We start from the raw sequence: 24,480 nt of genomic DNA, 5'->3' as shown, positions 1-24,480 counted from the left end.
ACTCTATGGTTATCGCCGAGATGAAAGGGTAGAAACAACGGACGCCCATATTTATTCATGTGACCATTTCAGTCAACAGTCACATTACGGATAAATAAATGCCCTTCGACGGTGGGAGGAAGGGCAAAGTGAAAAGCTGATTGAGTGATATGTCGCTTAGCCTGGCAGGCGTGCGATCGTTAGCCGAAGGTCAAGGCATGAGGCTACGCAGGATGAGGTTGGAAGTGAGCGTGGGCGCCTCTTCGACGAAATCGAGGTTGTACTGCAGCAGTAGCGGATTGACGAATGGCCGCAGAGCAAGATGTATCGCCTCTACTGTCTCGTCCAGGGGAGTCTTGCGTTCGAACTCACCAACCTCTCGCCCTTCACGCACAATTTGCAAAATGAATTGCTTGATCTGGGCGTCATAAATTTGCGAGCTGGGCCAACGCTCCGACACAGAAAACGCGGCGATGTCATAGAGTTTCCGGTCATTGAAGAACAGGTTCACCCCTGTGGCGATCACCGTTTTGACCAAGCGTCGAAAGCGCTCCGTTGGCGAAAGGGTCTCGACATTGATGGCCTGCTCGACAGCCGCAACGATTTCTGCCAGACAATTTGTACAGATGGCTTCACCGATCGCCTGCTTGGAATCAAAAAACTTGTAGATATAGGCCTTGGAAAAGCCGATGGCTTTAGCCAGGTCGGAGACCGTGGTTTTGCCATAGCCGTACTGGCTGAAGTGTTCGTTGGCCGCCGCGACAATCTGGTTTCGAATGTCGTGATCGGCTGGGCCGCGGGCGCTGGGCGAAGATATCGATGGCTGATTCATGGGAACAGCTTACTCACCCTATGGCGGACTGACAACTTGTGACCGATAAGATATATAGTCACAAATCGACCATTCCGAATGCCCCTCCAGGGCGACTGAGAAAACACCAGCGAACATGCGAACAGGCTGAGGTCGGGGCAATCCACATAGCAAATCCGCTGGCCCGAGGAAGGCGCGGCACCTGAAAGCGCATTCGATGATCGATCCCCACACCCAAGGCCGCGACCTCCTCCCCCGCGCAAGCCAACGCCCTGCCACCCCACGCGCCCCAACGACCTGCCCCGCTTGCCGAAAAGCGCAAGACTTCACGCTGAAAAACCGGATAATGGCCGCCATTTCGTTTTGCTCGTTATTCGGTGTTCCCCATGGAAATCAAGGTCAACTTTCTCGACAACCTCCGACTTGAAGCCAAGTTCGATGACTTCACGGTGGTGGCCGACCAGCCCATCCGCTACAAGGGCGATGGCTCGGCACCGGGTCCGTTCGACTATTTCCTGGCGTCATCGGCGTTGTGCGCGGCGTACTTCGTGAAGTTGTACTGCGACACCCGCAATATCCCCACCGATAACATTCGCCTGTCGCAGAACAACATTGTCGATCCGGAAAACCGCTACAACCAGATCTTCAAGATCCAGGTCGAGTTGCCGGCGGATATCTCCGACAAGGACCGCCAGGGCATCCTGCGCTCCATCGACCGTTGCACCGTCAAGAAAGTGGTACAGGCCGGGCCTGAGTTTGTGATTGAAGAGGTGGAAAACCTCGACGCCGATGCCCAGGCCTTGCTGATGCCGAGCGCGGGTTCGCACAGCACCTATATCGCCGGCAAGGACCTGCCGCTGGAACAGACCATCGCCAACATGTCCGGCATCCTGGCCGGCCTGGGCATGAAGATCGAGATCGCTTCGTGGCGCAATATCGTGCCCAACGTCTGGTCGCTGCATATCCGCGACGCGCAGTCGCCGATGTGCTTCACCAATGGCAAGGGCGCGACCAAGGAAAGCGCGCTGGCCTCGGCGCTGGGTGAGTTCATCGAGCGCCTGAACTGCAACTTCTTCTACAACGATCAGTTCTGGGGCGAGGAAATCGCCAACGCGCCCTTCGTGCATTACCCGGACGAGCGCTGGTTCAAGCCGGGCCCCAAGGATGAGCTGCCCAGCGAAATCCTCGATCCCTACTGCCTGAAAATCTACAACCGCGATGGCGAGCTGCGCGGCTCGCACCTGTTCGACACCAACTCCGGCAATGAAGAGCGCGGCATTGTTTCGCTGCCGTTCGTGCGCCAGTCGGACGGCGAAGTGGTGTACTTCCCATCCAACCTGATCGAAAACCTCTACCTCAGCAACGGCATGAGCGCCGGTAACACCCTGGCCGAAGCCCAGGTGCAGTGCCTGTCGGAGATCTTCGAGCGCGCCGTCAAACGCGAAATCATCGAAGGCGAGTTCGCCCTGCCGGATGTACCCGCAGAAGTCTTGGCCAAATACCCGGGGATTCTCGCTGGCATCCAGGGCCTGGAAGCCCAGGGCTTTCCGGTGCTGGTCAAGGATGCGTCGCTGGGCGGTGAGTTCCCGGTGATGTGCGTGACTCTGATGAACCCGCGTACCGGTGGCGTATTTGCCTCGTTCGGCGCTCACCCCAGCCTGGAAGTGGCGCTGGAGCGCAGCCTCACCGAACTGCTGCAAGGCCGCAGCTTCGAGGGCTTGAACGATTTGCCGCCGCCGACGTTCGAAGGTCAGGCGGTCACCGAGCCGAACAACTTCGTCGAGCACTTCATCGACTCCAGCGGCGTGGTGTCGTGGCGCTTCTTCAGCGCCCAGTCGGATTATGAATTCGTCGAGTGGGACTTCTCCGGCCAGGGCGGCTCCAGTGAAAAAGAAGGGTCTAACGCCCAGGAAGCCGCGACCTTGTTCGGCATTCTCGAAGGCATGGGCAAAGAGTCCTACATGGCCGTGTACGAGCACCTCGGCGCAACCGCCTGCCGCATCCTGGTGCCGGACTACTCGGAAATCTACCCGGTGGAAGACCTGATCTGGGACAACACCAACAAGGCGCTGTTCTTCCGCTCCGACATCCTCAACCTGCACAGCCTCGACGAGGATGAGTTGCAGGCGTTGCTCGAGCGCCTGATAGAAAGCGAGCTGGACGACTACACCGATATCACCACCCTGATCGGCATCGAGTTCGACGACAACACCGCCTGGGGCCAACTGACCATCCTGGAGTTGAAGCTGCTGATCTTCCTGGCCTTGCAGCAATATGAAGAAGCCAAGGAGTGCGTGGAGATGTTCCTGCAGTACAACGACAACACCGCCGAGCGTGGCCTGTTTTACCAGGCGATGAATGCGGTGCTGGAGATGGAACTCGACGAAGATCTGGACCTGGCGGATTACGAAGTCAATTTCCGTCGCATGTTCGGCAACGAGCGGATGGATGCGGTGATTGGCTCGGTGAATGGCGAAGTGCGCTTCTATGGCCTGACGCCGACCAGCATGAAGCTGGAAGGGATCGACCGCCACCTGCGTCTGATCGACAGCTACAAGAAGCTGCACGCGGCGCGGGCCAAGGTGACGGCTCTCTCCAACTGATGGCTGTTGTCGATAGTTGCCCCGTCGCGGCGGGCAACTATCGGTCTGGCCAGCCACAAATGGCTGGCCGCCCCTCCCTCTCCCCTTAGAACTTCGTCAACACCCCCACCCGTAACGTCCGCCCCGGCGCCGGCATGAAGCTCTGTGCCAGCGGGTCCAGGTAGTAGCGATCGGTCAGGTTCTGCAGCGACACGCTGAGTTGAGTGTGTTCCTTCAACTTGTAGTTGAGGAACAGGTCGAACAGCGCCACCTCGCGGTAGACCAGCTGCGGTGTGGTGGCGCCGGTCTGCCAGTTCTCGTCGGCCTTGACCGTCGGGCCGGAGCTGTAGGTGGCGCGCCCGCCAAGGGTCAGGGCTTGGTCGAAGAAGCGCAGGCCCGAGGTCAGGTTCGCCGAGAAGCGTGGCGGGTTCTGGGTGTTGGAGTACGAGCCCATGAAGCTGCCCGGCGTACAGTCCGGCGTGTTGCTCAGGTCCCGATAGCGATTGCTGCTGGCCCGCAGCCGAGCGGCGAAGGCCGAGTCGCAGGTTTCGGTCTTCAGGTAGTAGGTGGACGAAAAGTCCGCGAACACCCGTCCAGCGTCATAGTGCGACTGCAGCTCCAGGCCGCTGGTCTTGTAGCTGTCGGTATTGCTGAAGCGCATCAGGCCCATCAGGCCCGGGCTCGGGTCGTAGTAGCGAGTGATGTAGTTCTTGATGCTGTTGTTGAAGTAAGCCAGCTTGATCGCCGCCGAGTCGTTGTCCAGCAGCAGGCCTTTGTGCAGGGTGCTGGCGCCGATTTCCCAACTGCTGGAACGCTCGGGCTTCAGGCCCTTGCCCGGCATGGTCTGCAACACGCCCTGGCTGGTTTCAAACAGCGAGGGCATGCGCAGGCCCTGGGTGTAGGAGGCATAGACGAAGGTGTCCGGCGCCACTTCGAGATTGATGCCGAATGCCGGGGCGAAGGCGCCGCCGCTGTTGCGGTTCTTTCCAGAATAGTCATAACCGCTGACCACCTCGCCGACCTCGGACGGATAGACCCTCGAGTCGGTCGCACCGAAGTCGTTGTAGCGAATACCCTCGAACGGATAGTTGGTGTTCTTGAACACGATCCCGTTGTTCAACCGCGGGTCGGTGGCGTCGGTGTACTGCCCGTTCGAGTCCGGGAACCACATCATGTTGCCGTAGCTTTGCTCGTTGGAAACGCTCAGGTAACGCAAGTCGCGCTCCTCCCGACGCGCCGTCGCATGGGCGACCTTATCCTGGGTGCGGTAGTAGGTGTAACGACCGCCGCCCCACAGCGTCAGGCTGTCGATCGGTTTGTACTCCAGCTTGCCGTTCAGGCTGAACTCCTGCCGCTCCCCTTCGCGCAGCATGCGGTTGGCATTGATGTCGTGCTGGGTGGTGACCACGCTTTTTTGCGGCCGCAGGTCCTCGACCTGGAACGAGCCGCCCAGGTCCAGCTTGAAATCGCCATAGTCGCTCTGCATGTGCGAGGTGTTGGCCAGGTCGCCACCAATGCGGCGGTCGGCCTGGCGGCTCCAGCGGCGATCCGAGCGATAGGCTTGCGAAGCCGGCGCCGCCACCGAGGTCAGCTGGCTGGTCTGCGCGTCGGTCATCCACAGGCTGGCCGTCAGGTCCACCAGCGGATTGCCGTCGGGCAGGTAGTGGTAGCGCGCGGTGTAGGTGTCGATCTTGGTATGGCCCAGTGGGTACTGATAGATGCCGCCGGTGCCGAAACGGAAAATGTCCGACGGCATGATTTCGCCGATGTGCCCGTCGTAGCGGCGATAGCCCAGGTCGAAAGTGTGGCCGTCCGCCGGGCGCAGGGTGGTCTTGAGCAGGAAGGACTCGGTCTGCGAAGAAGAGTTCAGCACCTCCTCGCCGGCGTTATAGGTGGTGGCCACACTCGTCTCTTCGTCGCCGTAACGGTCATAGGTGCGATAGCGGTCCTGGCCCTTCTTGCCGGCGAAATAGTTGCCCTGGTTGCGGTGGGCGTAGGCCGCCACCAGGTCGAAAAACTCATGGCTATAGGCGAACGCGGCACTGCCGGACTCGGCCTTCGAACCGAACAGGCCGCCACGGCTGCGGTGCGGCTCCGAGAACAGCTCCTCGGTCATCGAGTGGCTATCGCGCGAGGCGGGAGCGACGCCGTTGTTCCACAGGTCACCCTTCAAGCGCAGGCCGATGTTCTTGCCGTCCTGCAGGATGTCCTCGACGCCGAGGGTGCGCATCTTCACCGTGCCGCCGATGGCGCTGGAGGTCAGGCTCGGGCCCTTGTCGATGGCGATGTCGCTGATCAGGTCCGGGTCGATGTAGCTGCGTTGCTGGGTGCCGGCATAACCGCGATAGACATCCAGCGCCTGTTGCGAGCCGTCGACGGTTACCGCCACCCGGCTCTGGCCCTGGATACCGCGGATGTTCACATCCAGGCCGCCACCGTTGCGGCTGTCGCCGACCTGGACCCCTGGCTGGCCCTTGAGCACGTCGCCGACCGAGATCACGCCAAAGCGCTGCAGGTCCTCGCCGGAGATGTACAGCGAGGATCGCGGCGCCGAATACACCTCCTTCTGCTCAAGGTCTTCGCCGACGACCTTCTGCGACGGCAGCACCACCGCCCCGCCCGCCCGATACAACTCGAAGCTGCCGTCCACCTGGCGCTGATAGCCCAGGCCGGTTCCCGCCAGCAACCGCGCCAGGCCCGCCTCCGCGCTGAAATCGCCTTGCAGGCCCTGGCTGCGCTTGCCTTCCGTCAGCGTGGCGCTGCCCGCCATATTGATCCCCGCCTGCACGCCGAAGCGCGACAGCGCCTGGTCCAGCAGGCCGGCGTCGATGCTGTAGTGCTGGCGCTCGCCAGCCGCGAACACGGCCGCGCCACAGAGCGGCTGCAGGCTGAGGAAAAGCAGGCCAAAGGTACGGGTACACAAGGCTCGGGCGGGGAAAATCATGCAAGGCTCCTAGGGGTTGGCACCCACCTGTCCCAGTGGGTCATACCTGAAGGCCAAGCCAGATCGAAAAAACTATCGCCCCGGGGAAAAAAAGTTTCAGGCCGGCACCACGGTCACCCAATAACGGGTTCGTCGCTCGATGCGCACCGGCAACGTACTGGCCACCAGCGCCAACGCGGCATCGGTGTCGTCCAGCTGGAAACTGCCGGTCACGCGCAAGGCCGCGACCTCTGCGCTGCAACGCAAAATGCCCGGGCGGTAGCGCGAGAGTTCAGCCAGCAATGTGTCCAGGCGCATGCGTTCGGCCGGCAAGATGCCGCGCAGCCAGGCCTGGGCCATCAACAGATCAACGCGGCTCGGCGCCCCGACGCCCTGGCTGTCGACCCGGGTTTGCCAACCGGCCTCCAGCGGCACCGGTAGCCAATGGCGCCGCGCACTGAGCTGCACCAGACCGCGCAACACCGTCACCTGGGTGCCCTGCCGATCGTGGCGCACCAGCAGATGGGCGCCACGGCCGTACAGCACCGCGTCCGGGGTCAGCAGTTGCACAGCCGGCGATTCGGCCCGCGCATCCAGCGCCATCTCGCCCTCGATCAACTGCACGGTGCCCTGCTGCGGGGTCAGCTCCAGGTTCACCGCGCTGGCGGTGTTCAGCCACAGCGAGCTGCCGTCCGCCAGGGCCCAGCGCCGACGTTCGCCGATACTCGTGCGGTAAGTGGCCAGGGCCGAACGCACCACGGTCGAATTCGCACCCTGCCAGGAAATCCCGCCGAACAGGCCCAGGGCGAGCAGGCACTTGAGCACCTGCCGACGGCGCTGCGGATCGGCCCCGGCCGACTCCAGTGCCCGACGCGCCGTGGCATCGGCCAACAGATTGGCCCCGGGCTGCAGCAACAGCGGCAAACTGCTGACCCGCTGCCAGGCATATTCATGCTCGGCGCTCGCCTGCCGCCATTGCTGCAAAGCCTGGTGCTCGGCGGCACTCATCAGCCCGGACTGCGCCCGGACCATCCAGTCGATGGCACTGTCCCGCACCCGCGGGTTGACCACGGTGCCACTCATTCAAAACGGCTCGCGTAACAGACACTGAACGCCTTGCCCATGGCCCGCTGCACCTGGGCCACGCTCAGGCTCAACCGCGCGGCGATCTGCGGGTAGGTCAGGCCGTCGAGCTGGGACAAAAAGAAGATCTGCCGCACCCGCGACGACAAGCCCACCAGCAGCGAATCCAGCTGCAACAGGGTTTCGATCATCAAGTGCCGCTCTTCCGGCGAAGGCTCCTCGGCCACCGGTCGTGCCGCCAGGGCTTCCAGGTAAGCCCGCTCGATCGCCTGGCGCCGCCAGCGATTGATCAGCAGACCATTGGCAATGGTCGCGAGAAACGCCATGGGCTGGCGCAACTCGCGCACATCTTCCTGCGAGCGCATCACCCGGACAAAGGTGTCGTGAGCCAGGTCCTCGGCATCGGCACTGTGCCCCAACCGCCGATGCAACCAGCCCCGAAGCCAGCCGTGATGGTTTGCATACAACCGGGCGACGGGCGAGGCAAAGCTGTCGTCGTGCATGTCAGATCCGCATTAATGATAATGCTTCTCATTTTATTATTTGCGGACGAGGATTGTACAGCGCTGGGGAGTGGCGCGGGCTTGGGAAGGCCTGCTGAATAGCACATATGACCTATAGGCGCGCCCCAGGCGCCATGCTGAAATGAGTCACTCTACCGAGTCAGATTCAAGAGGGGGTGGCTGGTCAGAATCCCCTGCTTTACGTCTTCCGACGTGCCCCCTGTCGAGGATCGAGGATAACCAGGGCGAAACACTATTAAGGAAAATATGCCATGAACAAAAACTACATCTTTGCCCCCGCGTTACTGCTTCTGGCGGGCACCTTGGCGGGTTGCTCGACCACTCCCAATGTCTTGCAAATACACAAGGTCACCTCGGAAACCATTGGCCTGGCCTCGACCGACGAACTCACCATGGGGCCCGTCACCAAAAGCAAAGAAGACTTTCTCGGCGGCGCGGAACTGAACTTCAAGGCCACCACCGCCAAGGGCCGCGTGTTCAACTGCTCGACCTTCATGACCCCGGGGATTCTGCTCGATCCGCCGAAATATTCACGGCTTACTTGCACGAACTGAGCTGGCGGCAGCGGCTTAAAGCAAAAGGCCCCGACTTGTCGGGGCTTTTGTTTTGATCGGCCGGTAGATTGCCAGGGTTTCACATAGCCTGATCTCAGGTCCGACTGCGCAGCGATCTATGGGTAGGTGATGTTGTCATCTGGCCGCATTCAAAGGCGGATAAAACGCCCCACACAGCACCGTCTAGACTCCAACACTCCAGGGCCGAAGGTTCCTGGCCCCCAACGGCAGTCATTCCCACCGAGTCGACCCGAGTACACAAAATCATGTGTGAATCATGTGATTCAAACTCCGCCGCAAACACCCACGATCGTCGTCGTTTTCTGCGCTTCGCCGGACTGGGGGCAGGCGCCCTGCTGATAGCCGGCGTACTGCCAGACAGGCTGGCCCATGCCGCCGAAAAAACCGCCGCGCCGCCCAAACCACAGAACGCCATCAGCCCCGACCAGGCGCTGCAAAGGCTGATCGAAGGTAATGAGCGTTATTTCAGCGGAAACTCAAAGACCCACGACTTCAAGGACGAGCGCGAAGCCCTGGTTTCCGGGCAGAACCCGTTCGTGGCGGTGCTCAGTTGCTCCGACTCGCGGATCGCTCCCGAATACGCTTTCGACACAGCCCGAGGCGATCTTTTCGCCATACGCGTTGCGGGCAACTTCGTCACCGGCGAAGGCCTGGCCAGCCTCGAATACGCCGTCGCGGTACTCGGCGCCCCGCTTATTCTGGTACTGGGGCATGAGAGCTGCGGCGCCATCGAGGCCGGCATCAAAGCAGTAAAAGACCACGCCGTTTTTCCTGGGCATATCCAGAAACTGACCGATGCACTCAAGCCCTCTATCGAGAAAGTGCTCAAGCAACCCGGGGCTCTTATGGAAAATGCCACGACGCAAAACGTCAAGGACTCGGTCGCCAGCCTTAAACAGGCCACGCCACTGCTCACCGATGCGCTCGACAAAGGCAGGTTGAAAATCGTAGGCGGCATCTACCGCCTTGCCACCGGTAAAGTCGAGTTGATTGCCTGAACCGGACAATGCGCATCGCCTACCGATAAGCCGAGAAAGAGCCCCGCGCGCCGGCTGGGCTCTGCTGGTTTTCGCCGCCTGGATAAACGACCGGGCTTGCACTGCCCAGTCGTGGTTGACGATCAGTGTCGAGCGTTCAGCACCAGGATCCTATCGCCCAGGGTACGCAGCAGATTGCGGGCGGCGCCGATGCGTTGTTGGGCGCAAGTGCCAGCCCCTCTAAAACCTGTCTTTATGCAAGTCTGATACAGTCGGCTCCGGCAAATTTGTTGACAGGGAGTCAAGCATGGTAAAGCCAGCCGCACATATCACAGAACTATTGCGACCACCTTCATCATGAAATCACTGCTTATCATTTTCTCGATCTCACTTGTCGCCGCCCTCTACATCGGCTTCTACGAAAAGATGGAAGACGCCTCCCCGGAAAAAGTATTTTTCATCAAGAAAAGCCCGACACTTCAGATAAAGTTTGAAAATATTTTCGCGTATGAATCAGATGACAAAAATCTGAGTGAACTAAGTGATACGGAACAGCAGTTGGTTATCCAATACTGCAAGTATCGGCTAGGTATAACTACAACATTAAAAAGCCAAGACGAGCTTGAGGAATGCAAAAGAAAGTAAGCTCAACCTCCGCTGCTCCCAATGCCCCTATCCAAATCACGACCGGGCTTGTGCCCGGTTGGGAATATCGTCTTATGGCTTTGCCCAGCCTCCTTTGCACTGATCCAATCGGTCCTCATCAGTACCAACGCCTTTCTCTGTGTCGATGTTCCCATTCAGGTCGAGATAGATATGGGTGTTTGGCCATTTTGGGGTGATGCTGACGCAATGGTGACGGCCCTTTTCGCTCCACCAATCCAACTGCATGAAAAAGTCTTCGTCTGGGAATATAAAGCCGTTATCTGATGTTCCGCCGCCGGGTTGCATCCGTCCTTTATATATCCGGTTCTGCACGTTCCAGATGTACTTCAGCTCTTCCTTGCCGTTCTCGGCGTAGTGAACGGTTACTGTCGGCTCAAGAATGGTCTGCCCTACAAAAAACAATACCGGTAGTAACGGAATGAACAGCAGCCAAGCGCATCCAGATCGCCCCTTACTCACATTAGTGGTCGTCAATCCCTTCTCCCCAGTTTTCTGGCGGGAATGCCCCGAGTGCTGCGAAGTTGATAATGGCTGCCCCTGGTGCAGCTCCCATCACGAACCCGCCGAAGGTATCACCTGATCCAGTGATGATCGTTCCACCGTGGCTGCTAGGGCTGCCCACATGAGCCAAGGGGCGGTCGTTGATCAGGATCGAGGGAAAGCCCGTGGTGATGACTGCCCCGCAACCGCAAGTGTCACCGACACGAGCGGCCCCCATGAAATTGATATGGATGTCAGCACTGGCAGAAGCAATCGAGGTAATGCCGTGACCGGGCATTGGGCAGACATGCTTGTCACCCAATCGTGCAGAAGAAATCATGCTCCGTCCTTATTCCGTGCATAAAAAAGCCCCCGTCATGGGGGCGAATAGCATTTGCAGTTGGCTTCGGGACGTTACTGCATGCAGTTGGAGATGGTCTGTAGGGAACATCTGAAAATTATGAAGGCCGGTTTACTTGTCGATGACTAACGCGCCTCGTCCTGGCTTTCTTCCAACAATGCAGGTTACGACCGGACCAGTACTGCCCGGTCGCTAGTTGTCGGATTAAGAGTTCAGCTCCTGAGACTTATCACCCAGAGTACGCAACAGATCACAGCCATCGCTGAGCAGCAGGCCGATGGCAAAGCGGATCTGAGCGACATCTTGAGCGCTGGAAGCGCAGTCAAGAATTTCCAGCAGATTGCGGGCAGCGCCGATGCGTTGTTGGGCACAGGTGTAGAGATCGGAGAGTGAGGCGTTGGCGTCCAGATAGAGGACGGGGTGGTCGGTGTCGTTGCGGGTGAGTGGGATGGGATTGCAGACGTGCGAACTAGTCATTGAGTCGTACCTTCCTTAGTTTGGTTGACTGCCACATTCGCCGCGAAACGAATAAGGGTGGCAGCTGTGCGCGGGTTCGCGGACCGGAAACTAAGGAACCGGCACACCCGAAGGTGTCCCACACACAGCCGCCATAGCACGATGCCAGGCAGCAAAAAGCGCCTACATGGTGATGGGCGCTTTGTGCGCTTAGTTTTTCCAGACCGCGACGTCCGGTCGCCGATGTGCGGCGACGGGGCGAACTATAGGGGTAATGAATAGTAGGGGCAAGCAGCCAGATAGATGACGCTAACCTTTATGGTTTCAAAAATGTGCTAACTGAATCGCTCCACCGCAGCTTAAGGCAATCGACACAATGATGTCGCTTTGATAGCTTCGTTAGGTCGCAACAAAAATGGGCCATCCATCACAAAACTGAGCCGCAAAAGCTATACCTCTAAGCGAAGCTTACCCAACCAGAAAGGGCCGGTACCATGAGCACTCAGAAAGACAAGAATGAATCCATCAACATCTGAAGTACACGATTAAGCATAAGTGGGTATCAACATATAGATAATTTTCCTATATCGCCTGGAGTTAAGTATGGATGACTTAGTAAAACCATGGATTCTTGAAAAAATCGCTCACGGTAAAGCGATTCTTTTTTTGGGCGCAGGAGCCGCGTTTGGTGCCAAAGGCGATCAGGGAGAATTACCACTTTCAGGACTTGGCCTCCGCGACTTAATATCGGATCGTTTTTTGGGTGGAGAAGAAAAGCATAAAAATCTAGTTCAAATTGCTGACTATGCCAAAAACGAAGGCGGCTTACTTGAAGTTCAGCAATTTATAAAAAAAACCTTTTACCCACTAAAACCCTCAAACTTTCATAAAATCATTCCGACATTTCGCTGGCACTCAATATTTACCACCAACTACGACCTAATAATAGAGCGCTCATATTCGGACACTCCAAATCGAACACAAAATATTGCGCCTATCATTAGAGACGGAGACAACTTCAGTGAAGTGATGAGTGATAGCTCCCTAGTTCCATACTTCAAGCTTCATGGCTGCATTAATACTATAAATGATGTTGAACTCCCGTTAATCCTTGCAAGTGAAGAGTACGCCAAATACAGAAAAGGGCGCACCAGACTTTTTCGTCATCTATCCGATTTCGGACTAGAGCACCCAATAATTTTTTGTGGTTATCAGCTAAGCGACCCCAATATTCAGCAGATACTTTTTGATCTTAACGACATGGGAATCAATAGACCCACATATTTATTGATAGACCCAGGACTGGGAAAATATGACATTAAAATGTGGTCTAGCCAGCGAGTCGAGCCAATTAAAGCAACCTTTGAAGACTTTCTTAATTTCATCGACCAAAAAATAGATAGAAGGCTCCGAATACTAGCCAAGCTATCCTCATCTGAGGCGAGCCCTCTCGACAAATATCTAAAACCAGACTCGGCGCTCTCCGAGCATTTAAAAAGCTACCTAAACACAGAACTAGAACATATATACCCAGGAATGACATATAGCGGTGTAAAACCCATAGACTTTTATAGAGGCCTAGATGCCGAGTGGGGCGGAATCCGGCAAAACCTGGATATAAAAAGAAGAGTCAGCGACCAAATAATAATAGACTCAGTCATAGAATCCAACCTTACAGGGGTAAATACCTTCCTTCTGAAAGGCTACGCGGGAAGCGGAAAGTCCACAGTACTAAAAAGAGTATCTTGGTACGCCGCGAACGACTTAAACTCAATAGTCGTTCGGTTACGTGACGGCGCCATTCTTAGACCCGCCTTGGTCAAAGAGCTCGCATTAAAGTGCGACGGTAGATTGATATTTATTATAGATGACGTAATCTCACATGCTGACGACCTTCTTAAACTGTACAGAGCGTTCGAATATGAACCTGCCGAAATCTCAATCCTCACTTCAGCAAGAAATAATGAATGGAATCAATTCGGCGAAGATCTTGATCAATATATAAGCTCCGAATATGAACTCTCAACGCTCTCAGATAAAGAAGTCAGCGAGCTAATTGAGAAATTAAAACTCCATAATTGCCTCGGAAACTTCAAAAGCAACAAGATCGAGGACATAAAAGATTACTTCTCATTAAGTGCTGACCACCAGTTACTAGTAGCATTGCATGAAGCCACATCTGGAAAGCCTTTCGAAGAGATTGTTTTAGATGAGTACACAAGGATCACCCCTCCAGAAGCACAAATTTTATACATGGACGTATGCACACTGAATCGTCTGGACGTACCGGTTAGAGTTGGCCTGATATCAAGAATATCTGGAATAGGAATCGAGGACTTCAGGAATAGATTCTTCGGTCCACTCGAACATGTCGTCAAGGTCTATATGGATCACGCCTCACGGGACTATGCATTTGTTGCTCGGCATTCGTTGATTGCAAAATTTGTTTTTGAGCATGCGTTGAAATCGCCAGAAGAAAAAGCCGCGCAAATTGTTCGAGTATTAGAGCACCTTAATCTTGAATACAATGCAGACGGAGAAGCATTCAACCATCTTATTAAGGGAAAACAGTTGGCCGAAATCTTCGGAGACAAATCCCTGGTAGGAAAAATATATGAAGCAGCAGAAAAGACTGGCGCAGATCCTCACTATATACTTCATCAAAAAGCAGTATTTGAAATAAACCACCCAGGATGTGATACCCGGGCAGCTCTAAGCACAATCCTCCAAGCAGAGAAAGCTCTTCCAGAAGGGCGAACAGACAAAGCAATTTCACACACCAAAGCAATGATCTACAAGAGACTTGCTAGAGAAACAGTTAATTCATTAGAAATAGAAAAATACAGGGCAGAAGCTCGAATTATTTTCGAGAGACTTGTCCCAGGACAAAAAGACTCTCGAGCAATAAATGGACTAGCAGAACTTCAGCTAGACGAACTAGAAACTAGAATAAACGAAATTAGCGAAGCAGACTTTGACGACTTAACCAAACGAGTATTTCTTGAACAAGTCAAGAAAATCGAAAGCACCATTTATACAGGCCTACAGAAATTCCCTAGCGATGAATATCTACTGACGAGACAACAAGACTTAGCTAAGAAGCTTGACGACAACGACAAGGCAAAAACTATATTAGAAGAGGCTTACAAGAAAAACAGCTCTAGCGAATTTGTATCGATACGACTTACACGACAACGTATAGAGTCAGGAAACTATGAAGGTGCAGAACAAATTCTGCGTGACTGCATAACACAGAATCCAAATAGCAAACCTTTGCATTTAGAGCTCGCAAAACTACTAACAAAACTTAACAAATACCAGAGCAACACAGAAATTGAGCACCATCTAAAAAGAAGCTTCTCCCCATCAGACTCTAACTATGATGCTCAATTTTGGTATGCGCGCCATCAGTATTTACATGGTGATCGCGCAAAATCAAAAGAGATTTTCTCGTACCTTAAAAAAGCCAGGATGTCACCTAGACAAAAGAATGCACTTAACGGAAACTCTATAAACTCAGACGGCCAAGAAATAATTTATCGCGGACATATTTCTCATGAGCATGTGAGCTTTTGCTTTATTAGATGCACTGATTTGAATGATAGTATCTTTGCTCATTCTGATAGATTTGAGAACTTACCAAGCGAAGGAATCAAGGCAAACGTAGATGTCACTTTCAAACTGGCCTTTACGATGAAGGGCCCAACCGCATTCGCTATCAACATATTATTTTGAGACAAGGAAGTCTGACCATTTATCTGACTTATCACTACCAAGTCAGATAAATGGTCAAGAACATTGAAAATCCTATTCAAAAATTCGCCGGCGTATTCGCACTAATAATCTCCGCCTCATCCTGCCCAATATTGCGAAACTTATGCGGCAAGGTGGTCGGAAAATAATACCCGTCCCCCGGGTTCAACACGCTCACCTGCCCGTCCACCGTCAATTCCACGGTGCCGCGGGTGACGAGGCCGCACTCCTCCCCTTCCGCATGCACGATCGGTTCGTCGCCGGAGCTGGCGCCGGGGGCGTATTGTTCGCGCAGGAAACGCATCTGGCGGGTTGGCAGGGCGGCGCCGATCAGCAGCAGGCGGGCGCCGTCGCGGCCGAGGTCGGGTTGTTCGTTGGCGCGGAAGACGTATTGGTGTTCGCGCGGGGGTTGGTCGAAGGTGAAGAAGTCCGCCAGGGACATGGGGATGCCTTCGAGGAGTTTTTTCAGGGAGCTGACCGAGGGGCTGACGCGGTTCTGTTCGATCAGGGAGATGGTGGCGTTGGTCACGCCGCTGCGCCGGGCCAGCTCGCGCTGGGACAGTTTGTAGCTTTCGCGAACGAGTTTGAGTCGAGTGCCCGTGTCCATAGCAGCCTTGTGTGAGGTGTACTTAAGGGTATTTCGGCGCTTGGGTCGCGATTGTCGCGATTTGGGTGCCTCTGGAGCCTGAAAGGCGGCTATTTAAACATGTTTGACGGTTGTGCTGTAAAGACTGGCGATAAGGGGTTGGCGAGGGATTTCTGGGGGTGTTGGTGAGGGCCTTGGAGGTCCTGCGGACCTCTTCGCAGCCTCGCTGGGGCTCGGCAGCGGCTACAGGGCGGTGGTGTTGGTTGGTGTAGCCGCTGTCGAGCGTTAGCGAGGCTGCGATCGACCGCGAAGCGGGCGCCAGGCCTGGCTCCGCGGGGTGGCTGGCATACTGCGTTATCGTTCATCGCGCGCAAGCTGCGCTCCTACAGAAGCGTGCGTAGCCATACGAACGTGTTTTGTCAGGACGGGCGCCCTCTTCTTTCCTGTAGAGGGCGCCATTCCTTCAGATGCCGAAGCGGTCGCGCAGCGCGTAGTACGCGGCGCCCATGGCGGTCAGCGGGGCCTGGAAGGTGCGGCCGCCGATCATCGGCATGTGCGGTAGCGAGGCGAAGGCGTCGAAGCGTTCGGCGTCGCCGCGGATCATCTCGGCGATCAGTTTGCCGGCCAGGTGCGAGCAGGTGACGCCGTGGCCGCTGTAGCCCTGCATGTAGTAGGCGTTCTTTTCGATGCGGCCGAATTGCGGCATGCGCGACATGGTCAGCAGGAAGTTGCCGGTCCAGCGGTAGTCGATTTTCACGTCCTTGAGCTGGGGGAAGGTCTTGAGGATCTTCGGCCGGATCAGTTGCTCGATGTCGTTCGGCTCACGGGCGCCGTAGACCACGCCGCCGCCGTACAGCAGGCGGTTGTCGGCGGTGAGGCGGTAGTAGTCCAGCAGGTAGTTGCAGTCCTCGACGCAATAGTTGTTGCGGATCAGGCTGCGGGCCATTTGTGCAGGCAGCGGTTCGGTGACCACGATCTGCGAGCCGCACGGCATGCTCTTGCGCGTCACCCGGGGGTCGAGGTCTTGCTGCAGGTAGGCGTTGCCGGCGATCAGCAGGTACTTGGCGCGGACCACGCCCTTGGCGGTGCGCACGATATTCGGTTCGCCGTAGGTGATTTCCACCGCCGCCGACTGCTCGAAGATCTTGCCGCCCAGGCCGATGATGGCGCTGGCTTCGCCCAGGGCCAGGTTCAGCGGGTGGATGTGCCCGCCTTGCATGTCCAGCAGGCCGCCGACGTAGGCGTCGGAGCCGACTTCCTGGGCGATCTGCGCCTTGTCCAGCAGCTTCAGGTTGTGGTTGCCGTAGCGCTCCCAGCTGGCCTTCTGTTCGGCCAGGCCCTTGAGCTGCTTCTTGTTCATGGCGGCGAAGATGCCACCCGGGCGGTAGTCGCACTGGATGTCGTAGTGCTGGATGCGCTGGCGAATGATGTCGGCGCCTTCGAAGATCATGCTGCCCAGCACTTCGGCGCTTTTTTCGCCGTAGCGCGACTCGATCACGTCGACGTCGCGGCTGTAGGAGTTGACCAGTTGCCCGCCGTTGCGCCCGCTGGCACCGAAGCCGACCTTGGCCGCTTCGAGCACGGTGACGCTGTAGCCCGCCTCGGCGAGGAACAGCGCCGAGGACAGGCCGGTGTAGCCGGCGCCGATCACGCAGACGTCGCACTCGACCATTTCTTCCAATACCGGAAAGTCAGTGGTCTGGTTGCGGGTCGCGGCGTAGTAGCTGTTTACGTAGGTTTGCATTATCGAATTCTCCAGCAGGTGCCAGCTGCAGCCAGCCCCGCCGTTGTTATAAGAGTCAGAGCTTGATCCAGGTCGCTTTCAGCTCGGTGTACTTGTCGAAGGCATGCAGCGACTTGTCGCGACCATTGCCCGACTGTTTGAAGCCGCCGAACGGCGCGGTCATGTCGCCGCCGTCGTACTGGTTGACCCACACGCTGCCGGCGCGCAGGCCACGGGCGAAGCGGTGGGCGCGGCTGAGGTTGCTGGTCCAGACCCCGGCGGCGAGGCCGAAGATGCTGTCGTTGGCGATCGTCAGCGCCTCTTCCTCGGTGTCGAAGCTGATCACCGACAGCACCGGGCCGAAGATCTCTTCGCGGGCGATGGTCATGGCGTTGGTCACGCCATCGAAAATCGTCGGCTCGACATACAGCCCGCCAGTGCTTTCCAGGGTCCGCGCGCCGCCGGCCAGCAGTTGGCCGCCCTGCTCCTTGCCGATGCCGATGTAGCGCAGCACGTTGTCCAGCTGACGCTGATCCACCAGCGCGCCGACGCGGGTCTCCGGGTCCAAGGCATGCCCGGGGTTCCAGGCCTTGATGGCGTCCACCAGCAGCGGAATGAACTGGTCGCGGATCGAGCGCTCCACCAGCAGGCGCGAGCCGGCGGTGCAGACTTCGCCCTGGTTGAAGGCGATGGCGCTGGCCGCCGCCTCCGCTGCCGCGCGCAGGTCCGGCGCGTCGGCGAACACCACGTTGGGGCTCTTGCCGCCCGCCTCCAGCCAGACGCGCTTCATGTTGCTCTGCCCGGAGTACACCAGCAGTTGCTTGCCCACCGCGGTGGAGCCGGTAAAGGCCAGCACGTCCACGTCCATATGCAGGGCCAGGGCCTTGCCCACGGTGTGGCCGTAGCCCGGCAGCACGTTGAACACGCCTTTGGGGATGCCGGCATCCAGCGCCAGCTGGGCAATGCGGATCGCGGTCAGCGGCGACTTTTCCGAAGGTTTGAGGATGAAGGAGTTACCCGCGGCCAGGGCCGGGGCGAATTTCCAGCTGGCCATGATCAGCGGGAAGTTCCACGGCACGATGGCCGCCACCACGCCCGAAGCCTCGCGCGTCACCAGGCCCAGTTGATCGTGGGGCGTGGCCGCCACTTCGTCATAGATTTTGTCGACGGCCTCGGCGCTCCAGCGGATCGCGTTGGCAGTGGCCGGCACGTCGATGCTCAGGGAATCGCCGATGGGCTTGCCCATGTCCAGGGTTTCCAGGAGCGCCAGTTCTTCCTGGTGCTCGAGGATCAAATCGGCGAAACGAATCAGCACGCGCTTGCGCTCGGCCGGGGCCTTGCGCGACCAGACACCGGACTCGAACGCCTGGCGCGCCACCTGCACCGCCCGGTTGGCGTCGGCTTCGTCGGTGCTGGCGACGTTGGCCAGGAAACGCCCGTCCACCGGGCTGATGCATTCGAAGGTGGCCGCGCTGGCGGCGTGGCAATACTGGCCGTCGATAAAGGCGCGCCCTTCGAGGGTCAAGGACTGGAAGCGCTGCTCCCAGTCGCTGCGGGATTTAGTCATGGCAAATACTCAACGCAGGAAAAGGAACGGCCGTCAGACCGTGTGCAGGTACCAGTTGTATTCGAGGTCGGAGATCGAGTTTTCGAACTCGGCCAGCTCGCTCTCCTTACAGGCGACGAACACGTCGATGTACATCGGGTCGATGTACTTGGCCATCACCTCGCTGTCGTCCAGCACCCGCAGGGCGTCGCGCAGGTTGCTCGGCAGGCTCTGTTCGTTCTGCTCGTAGGAGTTGCCTTCCACCGGCGCGCCGGGCTCGATCTTGTTGGTCAGGCCGTGGTGAATGCCGGCCAGTACCGAAGCCATCAGCAGGTAAGGGTTGGCGTCGGCACCGGCCACGCGGTGCTCGATGCGCACCGCATCCGCGGAACCTGTCGGCACGCGCACGGCCACGGTGCGGTTGTCGATGCCCCAGCTCGGCGAGTTCGGCACGTAGAACTGCGCGCCGAAACGGCGGTAGGAGTTGACGTTCGGGCAGAGGAAGGCCATCTGCGCCGGCAGGGTTTCCAGCACGCCGCCGATGGCGTGGCGCAGGGCGTCGTTGGTTTCCGGGTCGTCGCTGGCGAAGATGTTGTTGCCTTGCTTGTCGAGAATCGAGATGTGCACATGCAGGCCGTTACCAGCCTGTCCCGGGTACGGCTTGGCCATGAAGGTGGTGTCCATCTCATGGTCGTAGGCGATGTTCTTCACCAGGCGCTTGAGCAGCACCGCGTAGTCGCAGGCCTTGATCGGGTCGGAGACGTGGTGCAGGTTGACCTCGAACTGCGCCGGGGCGCTTTCCTTGACGATGGCGTCGGCGGGGATGCCCTGCTCTTTCGCGCCTTCGAGGATGTCTTGCAGGCAGTCGACGTATTCGTCCAGGTCATCGATCAGGTAGACCTGGGTCGACTGCGGACGCTTGCCGGAAATCGGCGAGCGTGGCGACTGCGGACGACCGTTCACGTTGTCCTGGTCGATCAGGTAGAACTCCAGCTCGAAGGCCGCGCAGATGGTCAGGCCCAGGGCGTCGAATTTACTCACCACCTGCCGCAGCACTTCGCGTGGGTCGGCGAAGAACGGCTCGCCTTCGATCTCGTGCATGGTCATCAGCAGTTGCGCGGTCGGGCGCTTCTGCCAGGGCTCGACGCTCAGGGTGCCGGGGATCGGGTAGCAGATGCGGTCGGCATCGCCGATGTCCAGGCCCAGGCCGGTGCTTTCCACGGTGGAGCCATTGATGTCCAGGGCGAACAGCGAGGCCGGCAGGTTGATGCCCTTCTCGTACACCTTGTGCAGGGCGGTGCGTTCGATGCGCTTGCCGCGCACCACGCCGTTCATGTCGGCAATCAGCAGGTCGACGTAGAGGATCTCGGGATGGTTCTTCAGGAAAGCGTTGGCTTCGTTGAGCTGAACGGCACGCAGTGGGACCGACATGATGCACCTATGTGTTAATTATTATGTTCAAAGCGGTTTCGTGGCAGCAGTCAATCCGAAAGGAAAAGTGAAGTCAAGCGCCAGAAATGGCCGCCGATCGTCAATTATTTTGCGCCTCAAGATCTTTATTTACCCCATAACCCGTGCTGCTCGCGGGTTTCAGGCGAAAAACGTTTAGAATTTTTTACACGGAAGTTGTTAATTAAAATCAACGAGGATAAGCTCTCGAAAAACTCGTTCCAGCGTGAATTTCGAGGTGATAAAAATGGCATTCAAGCCATTGATCGGCGTTACTGCGTGCGTCAAAGAGATCGGGCTGCACCCCTACCACGTCAGCGGCGACAAGTACTTGCGTGCTGTCAGCAGCGCGGCCGAGGGCCTGCCCCTGATCATTCCTTCCCTGGCGGACCTCATCGATACCGAGGCTCTGCTGCAGAACCTGGACGGCCTGCTGTTCACCGGCTCGCCATCGAATGTGGAGCCCTTCCACTATCAGGGCCCGGCCAGCGAACCGGGCACCGCCCACGATCCCCAGCGCGATGCCACCACCCTGCCCCTGCTGCGCGCGGCGATTGCCGCCGGCGTGCCGGTGCTGGGCATCTGCCGCGGCTTCCAGGAGATGAACGTGGCCTTCGGCGGCAGCCTGCACCAGAAGGTCCATGAGCTGCCGGGCTATCTCGACCACCGCGAGGCCGACCACCCGGACCTGGCCGTGCAATACGCCCCCGCCCATGCCGTCAGGGTGCAACCGGGCGGCGTGTTCCAGGCCCTGGACCTGCCCCAGGAATTCCAGGTCAACTCGATCCACAGCCAGGGCATCGACCGCCTGGCCCCGGGCCTGCGCGCCGAGGCCCTGGCGCCGGACGGCCTGATCGAAGCAGTGTCGGTCGAACACAGCGCGGCCTTTGCCCTGGGCGTGCAGTGGCATCCGGAATGGCAGGTGCTGTCGAACCCGGTCTACCTGCGGATCTTCCAGGCCTTCGGCGATGCCTGCCGGCAACGGGCGGCGCAGCGCAACGGCCACTGACTAAAAGCTTCACCCGCGAAATTGACTGCCACGCCCCCCGGCCGGCGGCGGTGCGCCCTTGTGCGCCCGCCTTGGCCTCTGGGGCGGTTCAAGCCACACCCAGCAACATGAAAAACAAGAACCAGCGTCAGGCCGCCAGGACGGCAGCGCCGAATAAACCCGCCACCACGGGTTTGTCATCCATCTATTAAGCCGGGCCGTTTTGGCCCGACGACTGACATCTGTTGGGAGTTCCACATGGCAAACGCCTCCAGCACGTACAGAAAGGCTCTGGAAGGTCACCCGCAACCGCAGAAGGTGCTGGTGAGAGTCGACCGCGTGACCAAGAAGTTCGATGAAACCGTGGCCGTGGACGATGTGTCCCTGGACATTCACCAGGGCGAGATCTTCGCCCTGCTCGGTGGCTCGGGCTCCGGCAAGTCCACCCTGCTGCGCATGCTGGCGGGCTTCGAGCGACCGACGGAGGGGCGTATCTACCTGGACGGCGTGGACATCACCGACATGCCGCCCTATGAGCGGCCGATCAACATGATGTTCCAGTCCTATGCGCTGTTCCCGCACATGACCGTGGCCCAGAACATTGCCTTCGGCCTGCAGCAGGACAAGATTCCCAAGGCCGAGATCGATGCCCGCGTGGCCGAGATGCTCAAGCTGGTGCACATGACCCAGTACGCCAAGCGCAAACCGCACCAGCTGTCCGGCGGCCAGCGCCAGCGCGTGGCCCTGGCCCGCTCCCTGGCCAAGCGGCCGAAGCTGCTGTTGCTCGACGAACCCATGGGCGCCCTGGATAAAAAGCTGCGTTCGCAGATGCAGTTGGAACTGGTGGAGATCATCGAGCGCGTCGGCGTGACCTGTGTGATGGTGACCCACGACCAGGAAGAAGCCATGACCATGGCCCAGCGCATCGCCATCATGCACCTGGGCTGGATCGCCCAGATCGGCAGCCCGGTGGACATCTACGAGGCCCCGGTGAGCCGCATGGTCTGCGAGTTCATCGGCAACGTGAACGCCTTCGACGGCACCGTCATCGAAGACCTGGAAGGCCACGCGGTGATCCACTGCCCGGAGCTGGAACAGAAGATCTACGTCGGCCACGGCGTCAGCACCTCGGTGCAGGACAAGTCGGTGACCTACGCCATCCGCCCGGAAAAAATGCTGGTCAGCACCACCCGGCCCGAGCACCGCTACAACTGGTCCCAGGGCAAGGTGCATGACATCGCCTACCTCGGCGGGCATTCGGTGTTCTACGTCGAACTGCCTGGCGGCAAGATCGTCCAGTCGTTCATGGCCAACGCCGAACGCCGTGGCGCGCGGCCGACCTGGGACGACCAGGTGTACGTGTGGTGGGAAGACGACAGCGGCGTGGTACTGCGCACATGAGTACGTCAACCATGAGCACTCTCAATCAGCGTTTGACCCGTGTGCTGCCCAGCGGTCGCAAGCTGGTGATCGGCATTCCATTCCTCTGGCTGTTCCTGTTCTTCATGCTGCCGTTTTTCCTGGTGATGAAGATCAGCTTCTCGGAAGCGGCCCTGGCCATTCCCCCTTACTCGGAGATCTACAGCTTCGCCGAACAGAAATTCCAGCTGCTGCTCAACGTCGGCAACTACGCGTTGCTGGTGGGTGACGAGCTGTATATCTCGGCCTACCTCGGCTCGCTGAAAGTCGCCCTGCTCAGCACCCTGATGTGTCTGGTGATCGGCTTCCCCATGGCCTACGCGATCACCAAGGCCAGCAAGGAGACGCAGAACGTCTTGCTGCTGCTGATCATGATGCCGACCTGGACCGCGATCCTGATCCGCGTCTATGCCTGGATGGGCATCCTCAGCAACAACGGTTTGCTCAACGGCTTCCTGATGTGGAGCGGCCTGACCTCGGCGCCGATCGAAATCCTCAACACCAACACCGCGGTCTATATCGGCGTGGTGTATGCGTACCTGCCATTTATGGTGCTGCCGCTGTACGCCAACCTGGTCAAGCACGACCAGAGCCTGCTGGAAGCCGCCTCGGACCTGGGTTCGAGCAACTTCAACAACTTCTGGAAAATCACCGTGCCCCTGGCCAAGAACGGCATCATTGCCGGTTGCATGCTGGTGTTCATTCCGGTGGTCGGCGAATTCGTGATTCCCGAACTGCTGGGCGGCCCCGAGACCCTGATGATCGGCCGCGTGCTGTGGCAGGAGTTCTTCAACAACCGTGACTGGCCGGTGGCCTCCGCCCTGGCGGTGGTGATGCTGGCGATCCTGATTATTCCGATCCTGCTGTTCAACCGCAGCCAGGCCAAAGAGATGGAGGGACGGGCATGAAACGTTTCGGATTTTCCAGCCTGATGCTGGTGCTCGGCCTGGCGTTCATTTACCTGCCGATGCTGATCCTGGTGATCTACTCGTTCAACGCCTCCAAGCTGGTGACGGTCTGGGGCGGCTGGTCGGTGAAGTGGTATGTCGGCCTGCTGGATAACCAGCAGTTGATGGGCTCGGTGGTGCGTTCCCTGGAGATCGCCTGCTACACCGCGATCGCCGCGGTGGCCCTGGGCACCCTGGCGGCCTTTGTGCTGACCCGGGTCACCCGCTTCAAGGGCCGCACCTTGTTCGGTGGCCTGGTCACCGCGCCGCTGGTGATGCCGGAGGTGATCACCGGCCTGTCGCTGTTGCTGCTGTTCGTGGCCATGGCGCAGATGATCGGCTGGCCGCAGGAGCGTGGCATCGTCACCATCTGGATCGCCCACACCACGTTCTGCGCCGCCTATGTGGCGGTGGTGGTGTCGGCGCGCCTGCGTGAGCTGGACCTGTCCATCGAAGAGGCGGCCATGGACCTGGGGGCACGGCCGTGGAAGGTGTTCTTCCTGATCACCATCCCGATGATCGCGCCCTCGTTGGCGGCGGGCGGCATGATGTCCTTCGCCCTGTCCCTGGACGACCTGGTGCTGGCGAGCTTCGTCTCCGGCCCGGGTTCCACCACCCTGCCGATGGAAGTGTTCTCGGCGGTGCGCCTCGG

19 protein-coding genes and 1 pseudogene are annotated in these 24,480 nt (G+C 58.4%); 9 read left to right on the top strand and 11 right to left on the bottom strand.

Translation table 11 applies throughout. The annotated features are described in order from the left end of the window. Positions 1-190: 190 nt before the first annotated feature. Positions 191-811 carry a TetR/AcrR family transcriptional regulator gene (locus PVZ78_RS19770; protein WP_009048299.1) on the bottom strand — a complete coding sequence of 207 codons (621 nt, stop codon included), beginning with the start codon at positions 809-811 and terminating at the stop codon, positions 191-193. Positions 812-1,176: 365 nt separating this feature from the next. Between PVZ78_RS19770 and PVZ78_RS19765 the strand changes: the two genes are divergently transcribed. Beyond that, complete coding sequence (locus tag PVZ78_RS19765) at positions 1,177-3,393, top strand: OsmC domain/YcaO domain-containing protein (RefSeq protein WP_273829108.1); 2,217 nt, start codon at positions 1,177-1,179, stop codon at positions 3,391-3,393. 85 nt (positions 3,394-3,478) lie between these two features. On the opposite strand, the gene PVZ78_RS19760 is transcribed toward PVZ78_RS19765, so the two are convergent. The 3 genes from PVZ78_RS19760 to PVZ78_RS19750 all read right to left on the bottom strand — a co-directional run bounded on the left by PVZ78_RS19760 (position 3,479) and on the right by PVZ78_RS19750 (position 7,881). After that, positions 3,479-6,316 (bottom strand): TonB-dependent receptor, encoded by a 2,838-nt coding sequence (locus tag PVZ78_RS19760; protein ID WP_273829107.1) that lies wholly within the window; start codon positions 6,314-6,316, stop codon positions 3,479-3,481. 96 nt (positions 6,317-6,412) lie between these two features. Then, on the bottom strand, positions 6,413-7,378 hold the full coding sequence (locus PVZ78_RS19755) for a FecR domain-containing protein (protein ID WP_273829106.1): 966 nt from the start codon (positions 7,376-7,378) through the stop codon (positions 6,413-6,415). Beyond that, a complete protein-coding gene (locus PVZ78_RS19750; RefSeq protein ID WP_009048295.1) occupies positions 7,375-7,881 on the bottom strand; it encodes a sigma-70 family RNA polymerase sigma factor in 507 nt (168 codons plus the stop codon). The genes PVZ78_RS19755 and PVZ78_RS19750 overlap by 4 nt, the downstream gene beginning before the upstream one ends. A gap of 272 nt (positions 7,882-8,153) precedes the next feature. On the opposite strand from PVZ78_RS19750, the gene PVZ78_RS19745 reads away from it, so the two are divergent. The 3 genes from PVZ78_RS19745 to PVZ78_RS19735 all read left to right on the top strand — a co-directional run bounded on the left by PVZ78_RS19745 (position 8,154) and on the right by PVZ78_RS19735 (position 10,099). Beyond that, positions 8,154-8,456 (top strand): hypothetical protein, encoded by a 303-nt coding sequence (locus PVZ78_RS19745; protein WP_009048294.1) that lies wholly within the window; start codon positions 8,154-8,156, stop codon positions 8,454-8,456. Between the two features lie 266 nt (positions 8,457-8,722). Further along, positions 8,723-9,475 (top strand): carbonic anhydrase, encoded by a 753-nt coding sequence (locus PVZ78_RS19740; protein ID WP_081362049.1) that lies wholly within the window; start codon positions 8,723-8,725, stop codon positions 9,473-9,475. A 336-nt stretch (positions 9,476-9,811) separates the two neighbouring features. Further along, a complete protein-coding gene (locus PVZ78_RS19735; RefSeq protein ID WP_081362050.1) occupies positions 9,812-10,099 on the top strand; it encodes a hypothetical protein in 288 nt (95 codons plus the stop codon). A gap of 72 nt (positions 10,100-10,171) precedes the next feature. Here PVZ78_RS19735 and PVZ78_RS19730 read toward each other — a convergent pair whose 3' ends face one another. From PVZ78_RS19730 to PVZ78_RS19720, 3 genes and pseudogenes are all read right to left on the bottom strand, one after another. Continuing rightward, complete coding sequence (locus tag PVZ78_RS19730; protein WP_273829105.1) at positions 10,172-10,594, bottom strand: hypothetical protein; 423 nt, start codon at positions 10,592-10,594, stop codon at positions 10,172-10,174. Next, positions 10,587-10,940, bottom strand: a pseudogene (locus PVZ78_RS19725) (PAAR domain-containing protein); the annotation flags it as partial. The pseudogene PVZ78_RS19725 and the gene PVZ78_RS19730, both read right to left, overlap by 8 nt. A gap of 225 nt (positions 10,941-11,165) precedes the next feature. Beyond that, positions 11,166-11,438 (bottom strand): hypothetical protein, encoded by a 273-nt coding sequence (locus PVZ78_RS19720; RefSeq protein WP_273829104.1) that lies wholly within the window; start codon positions 11,436-11,438, stop codon positions 11,166-11,168. A 582-nt stretch (positions 11,439-12,020) separates the two neighbouring features. Between PVZ78_RS19720 and PVZ78_RS19715 the strand changes: the two genes are divergently transcribed. Continuing rightward, positions 12,021-15,152 carry a P-loop NTPase gene (locus PVZ78_RS19715; RefSeq protein ID WP_273829103.1) on the top strand — a complete coding sequence of 1,044 codons (3,132 nt, stop codon included), beginning with the start codon at positions 12,021-12,023 and terminating at the stop codon, positions 15,150-15,152. A gap of 76 nt (positions 15,153-15,228) precedes the next feature. Here PVZ78_RS19715 and PVZ78_RS19710 read toward each other — a convergent pair whose 3' ends face one another. From PVZ78_RS19710 to PVZ78_RS19695, 4 genes are all read right to left on the bottom strand, one after another. Continuing rightward, positions 15,229-15,777 carry a cupin domain-containing protein gene (locus PVZ78_RS19710; RefSeq protein WP_007922919.1) on the bottom strand — a complete coding sequence of 183 codons (549 nt, stop codon included), beginning with the start codon at positions 15,775-15,777 and terminating at the stop codon, positions 15,229-15,231. A 442-nt stretch (positions 15,778-16,219) separates the two neighbouring features. Next, entirely contained in the window at positions 16,220-17,500 is a 1,281-nt protein-coding gene (locus PVZ78_RS19705; RefSeq protein ID WP_210532822.1) for an NAD(P)/FAD-dependent oxidoreductase, read from the bottom strand. A 55-nt stretch (positions 17,501-17,555) separates the two neighbouring features. Then, on the bottom strand, positions 17,556-19,046 hold the full coding sequence (locus tag PVZ78_RS19700) for an aldehyde dehydrogenase (RefSeq protein WP_103331855.1): 1,491 nt from the start codon (positions 19,044-19,046) through the stop codon (positions 17,556-17,558). A gap of 33 nt (positions 19,047-19,079) precedes the next feature. Further along, entirely contained in the window at positions 19,080-20,456 is a 1,377-nt protein-coding gene (locus tag PVZ78_RS19695) for a glutamine synthetase family protein (RefSeq protein ID WP_009048287.1), read from the bottom strand. Positions 20,457-20,721: 265 nt separating this feature from the next. Here PVZ78_RS19695 and PVZ78_RS19690 point away from each other — a divergent pair, with 265 nt between their 5' ends. The 4 genes from PVZ78_RS19690 to PVZ78_RS19675 form a co-directional block, all read left to right on the top strand. Beyond that, entirely contained in the window at positions 20,722-21,483 is a 762-nt protein-coding gene (locus PVZ78_RS19690) for a gamma-glutamyl-gamma-aminobutyrate hydrolase family protein (RefSeq protein ID WP_096373737.1), read from the top strand. Between the two features lie 237 nt (positions 21,484-21,720). Beyond that, complete coding sequence (locus PVZ78_RS19685) at positions 21,721-22,863, top strand: ABC transporter ATP-binding protein (RefSeq protein WP_009048285.1); 1,143 nt, start codon at positions 21,721-21,723, stop codon at positions 22,861-22,863. A 44-nt stretch (positions 22,864-22,907) separates the two neighbouring features. After that, complete coding sequence (locus tag PVZ78_RS19680; RefSeq protein WP_164485211.1) at positions 22,908-23,789, top strand: ABC transporter permease subunit; 882 nt, start codon at positions 22,908-22,910, stop codon at positions 23,787-23,789. Continuing rightward, the coding region (locus PVZ78_RS19675) for an ABC transporter permease subunit (RefSeq protein ID WP_273829102.1) at positions 23,786-24,480 on the top strand (695 nt) is incomplete at its 3' end. The genes PVZ78_RS19680 and PVZ78_RS19675, both read left to right, overlap by 4 nt.

The sequence above is a fragment of the Pseudomonas sp. SBT1-2 genome (assembly GCF_028640875.1).
In the GTDB taxonomy this organism is placed as follows: Bacteria; Pseudomonadota; Gammaproteobacteria; order Pseudomonadales; family Pseudomonadaceae; genus Aquipseudomonas; species Aquipseudomonas chlororaphis_I.
This window is presented reverse-complemented; position numbering and strand designations above follow the sequence as displayed.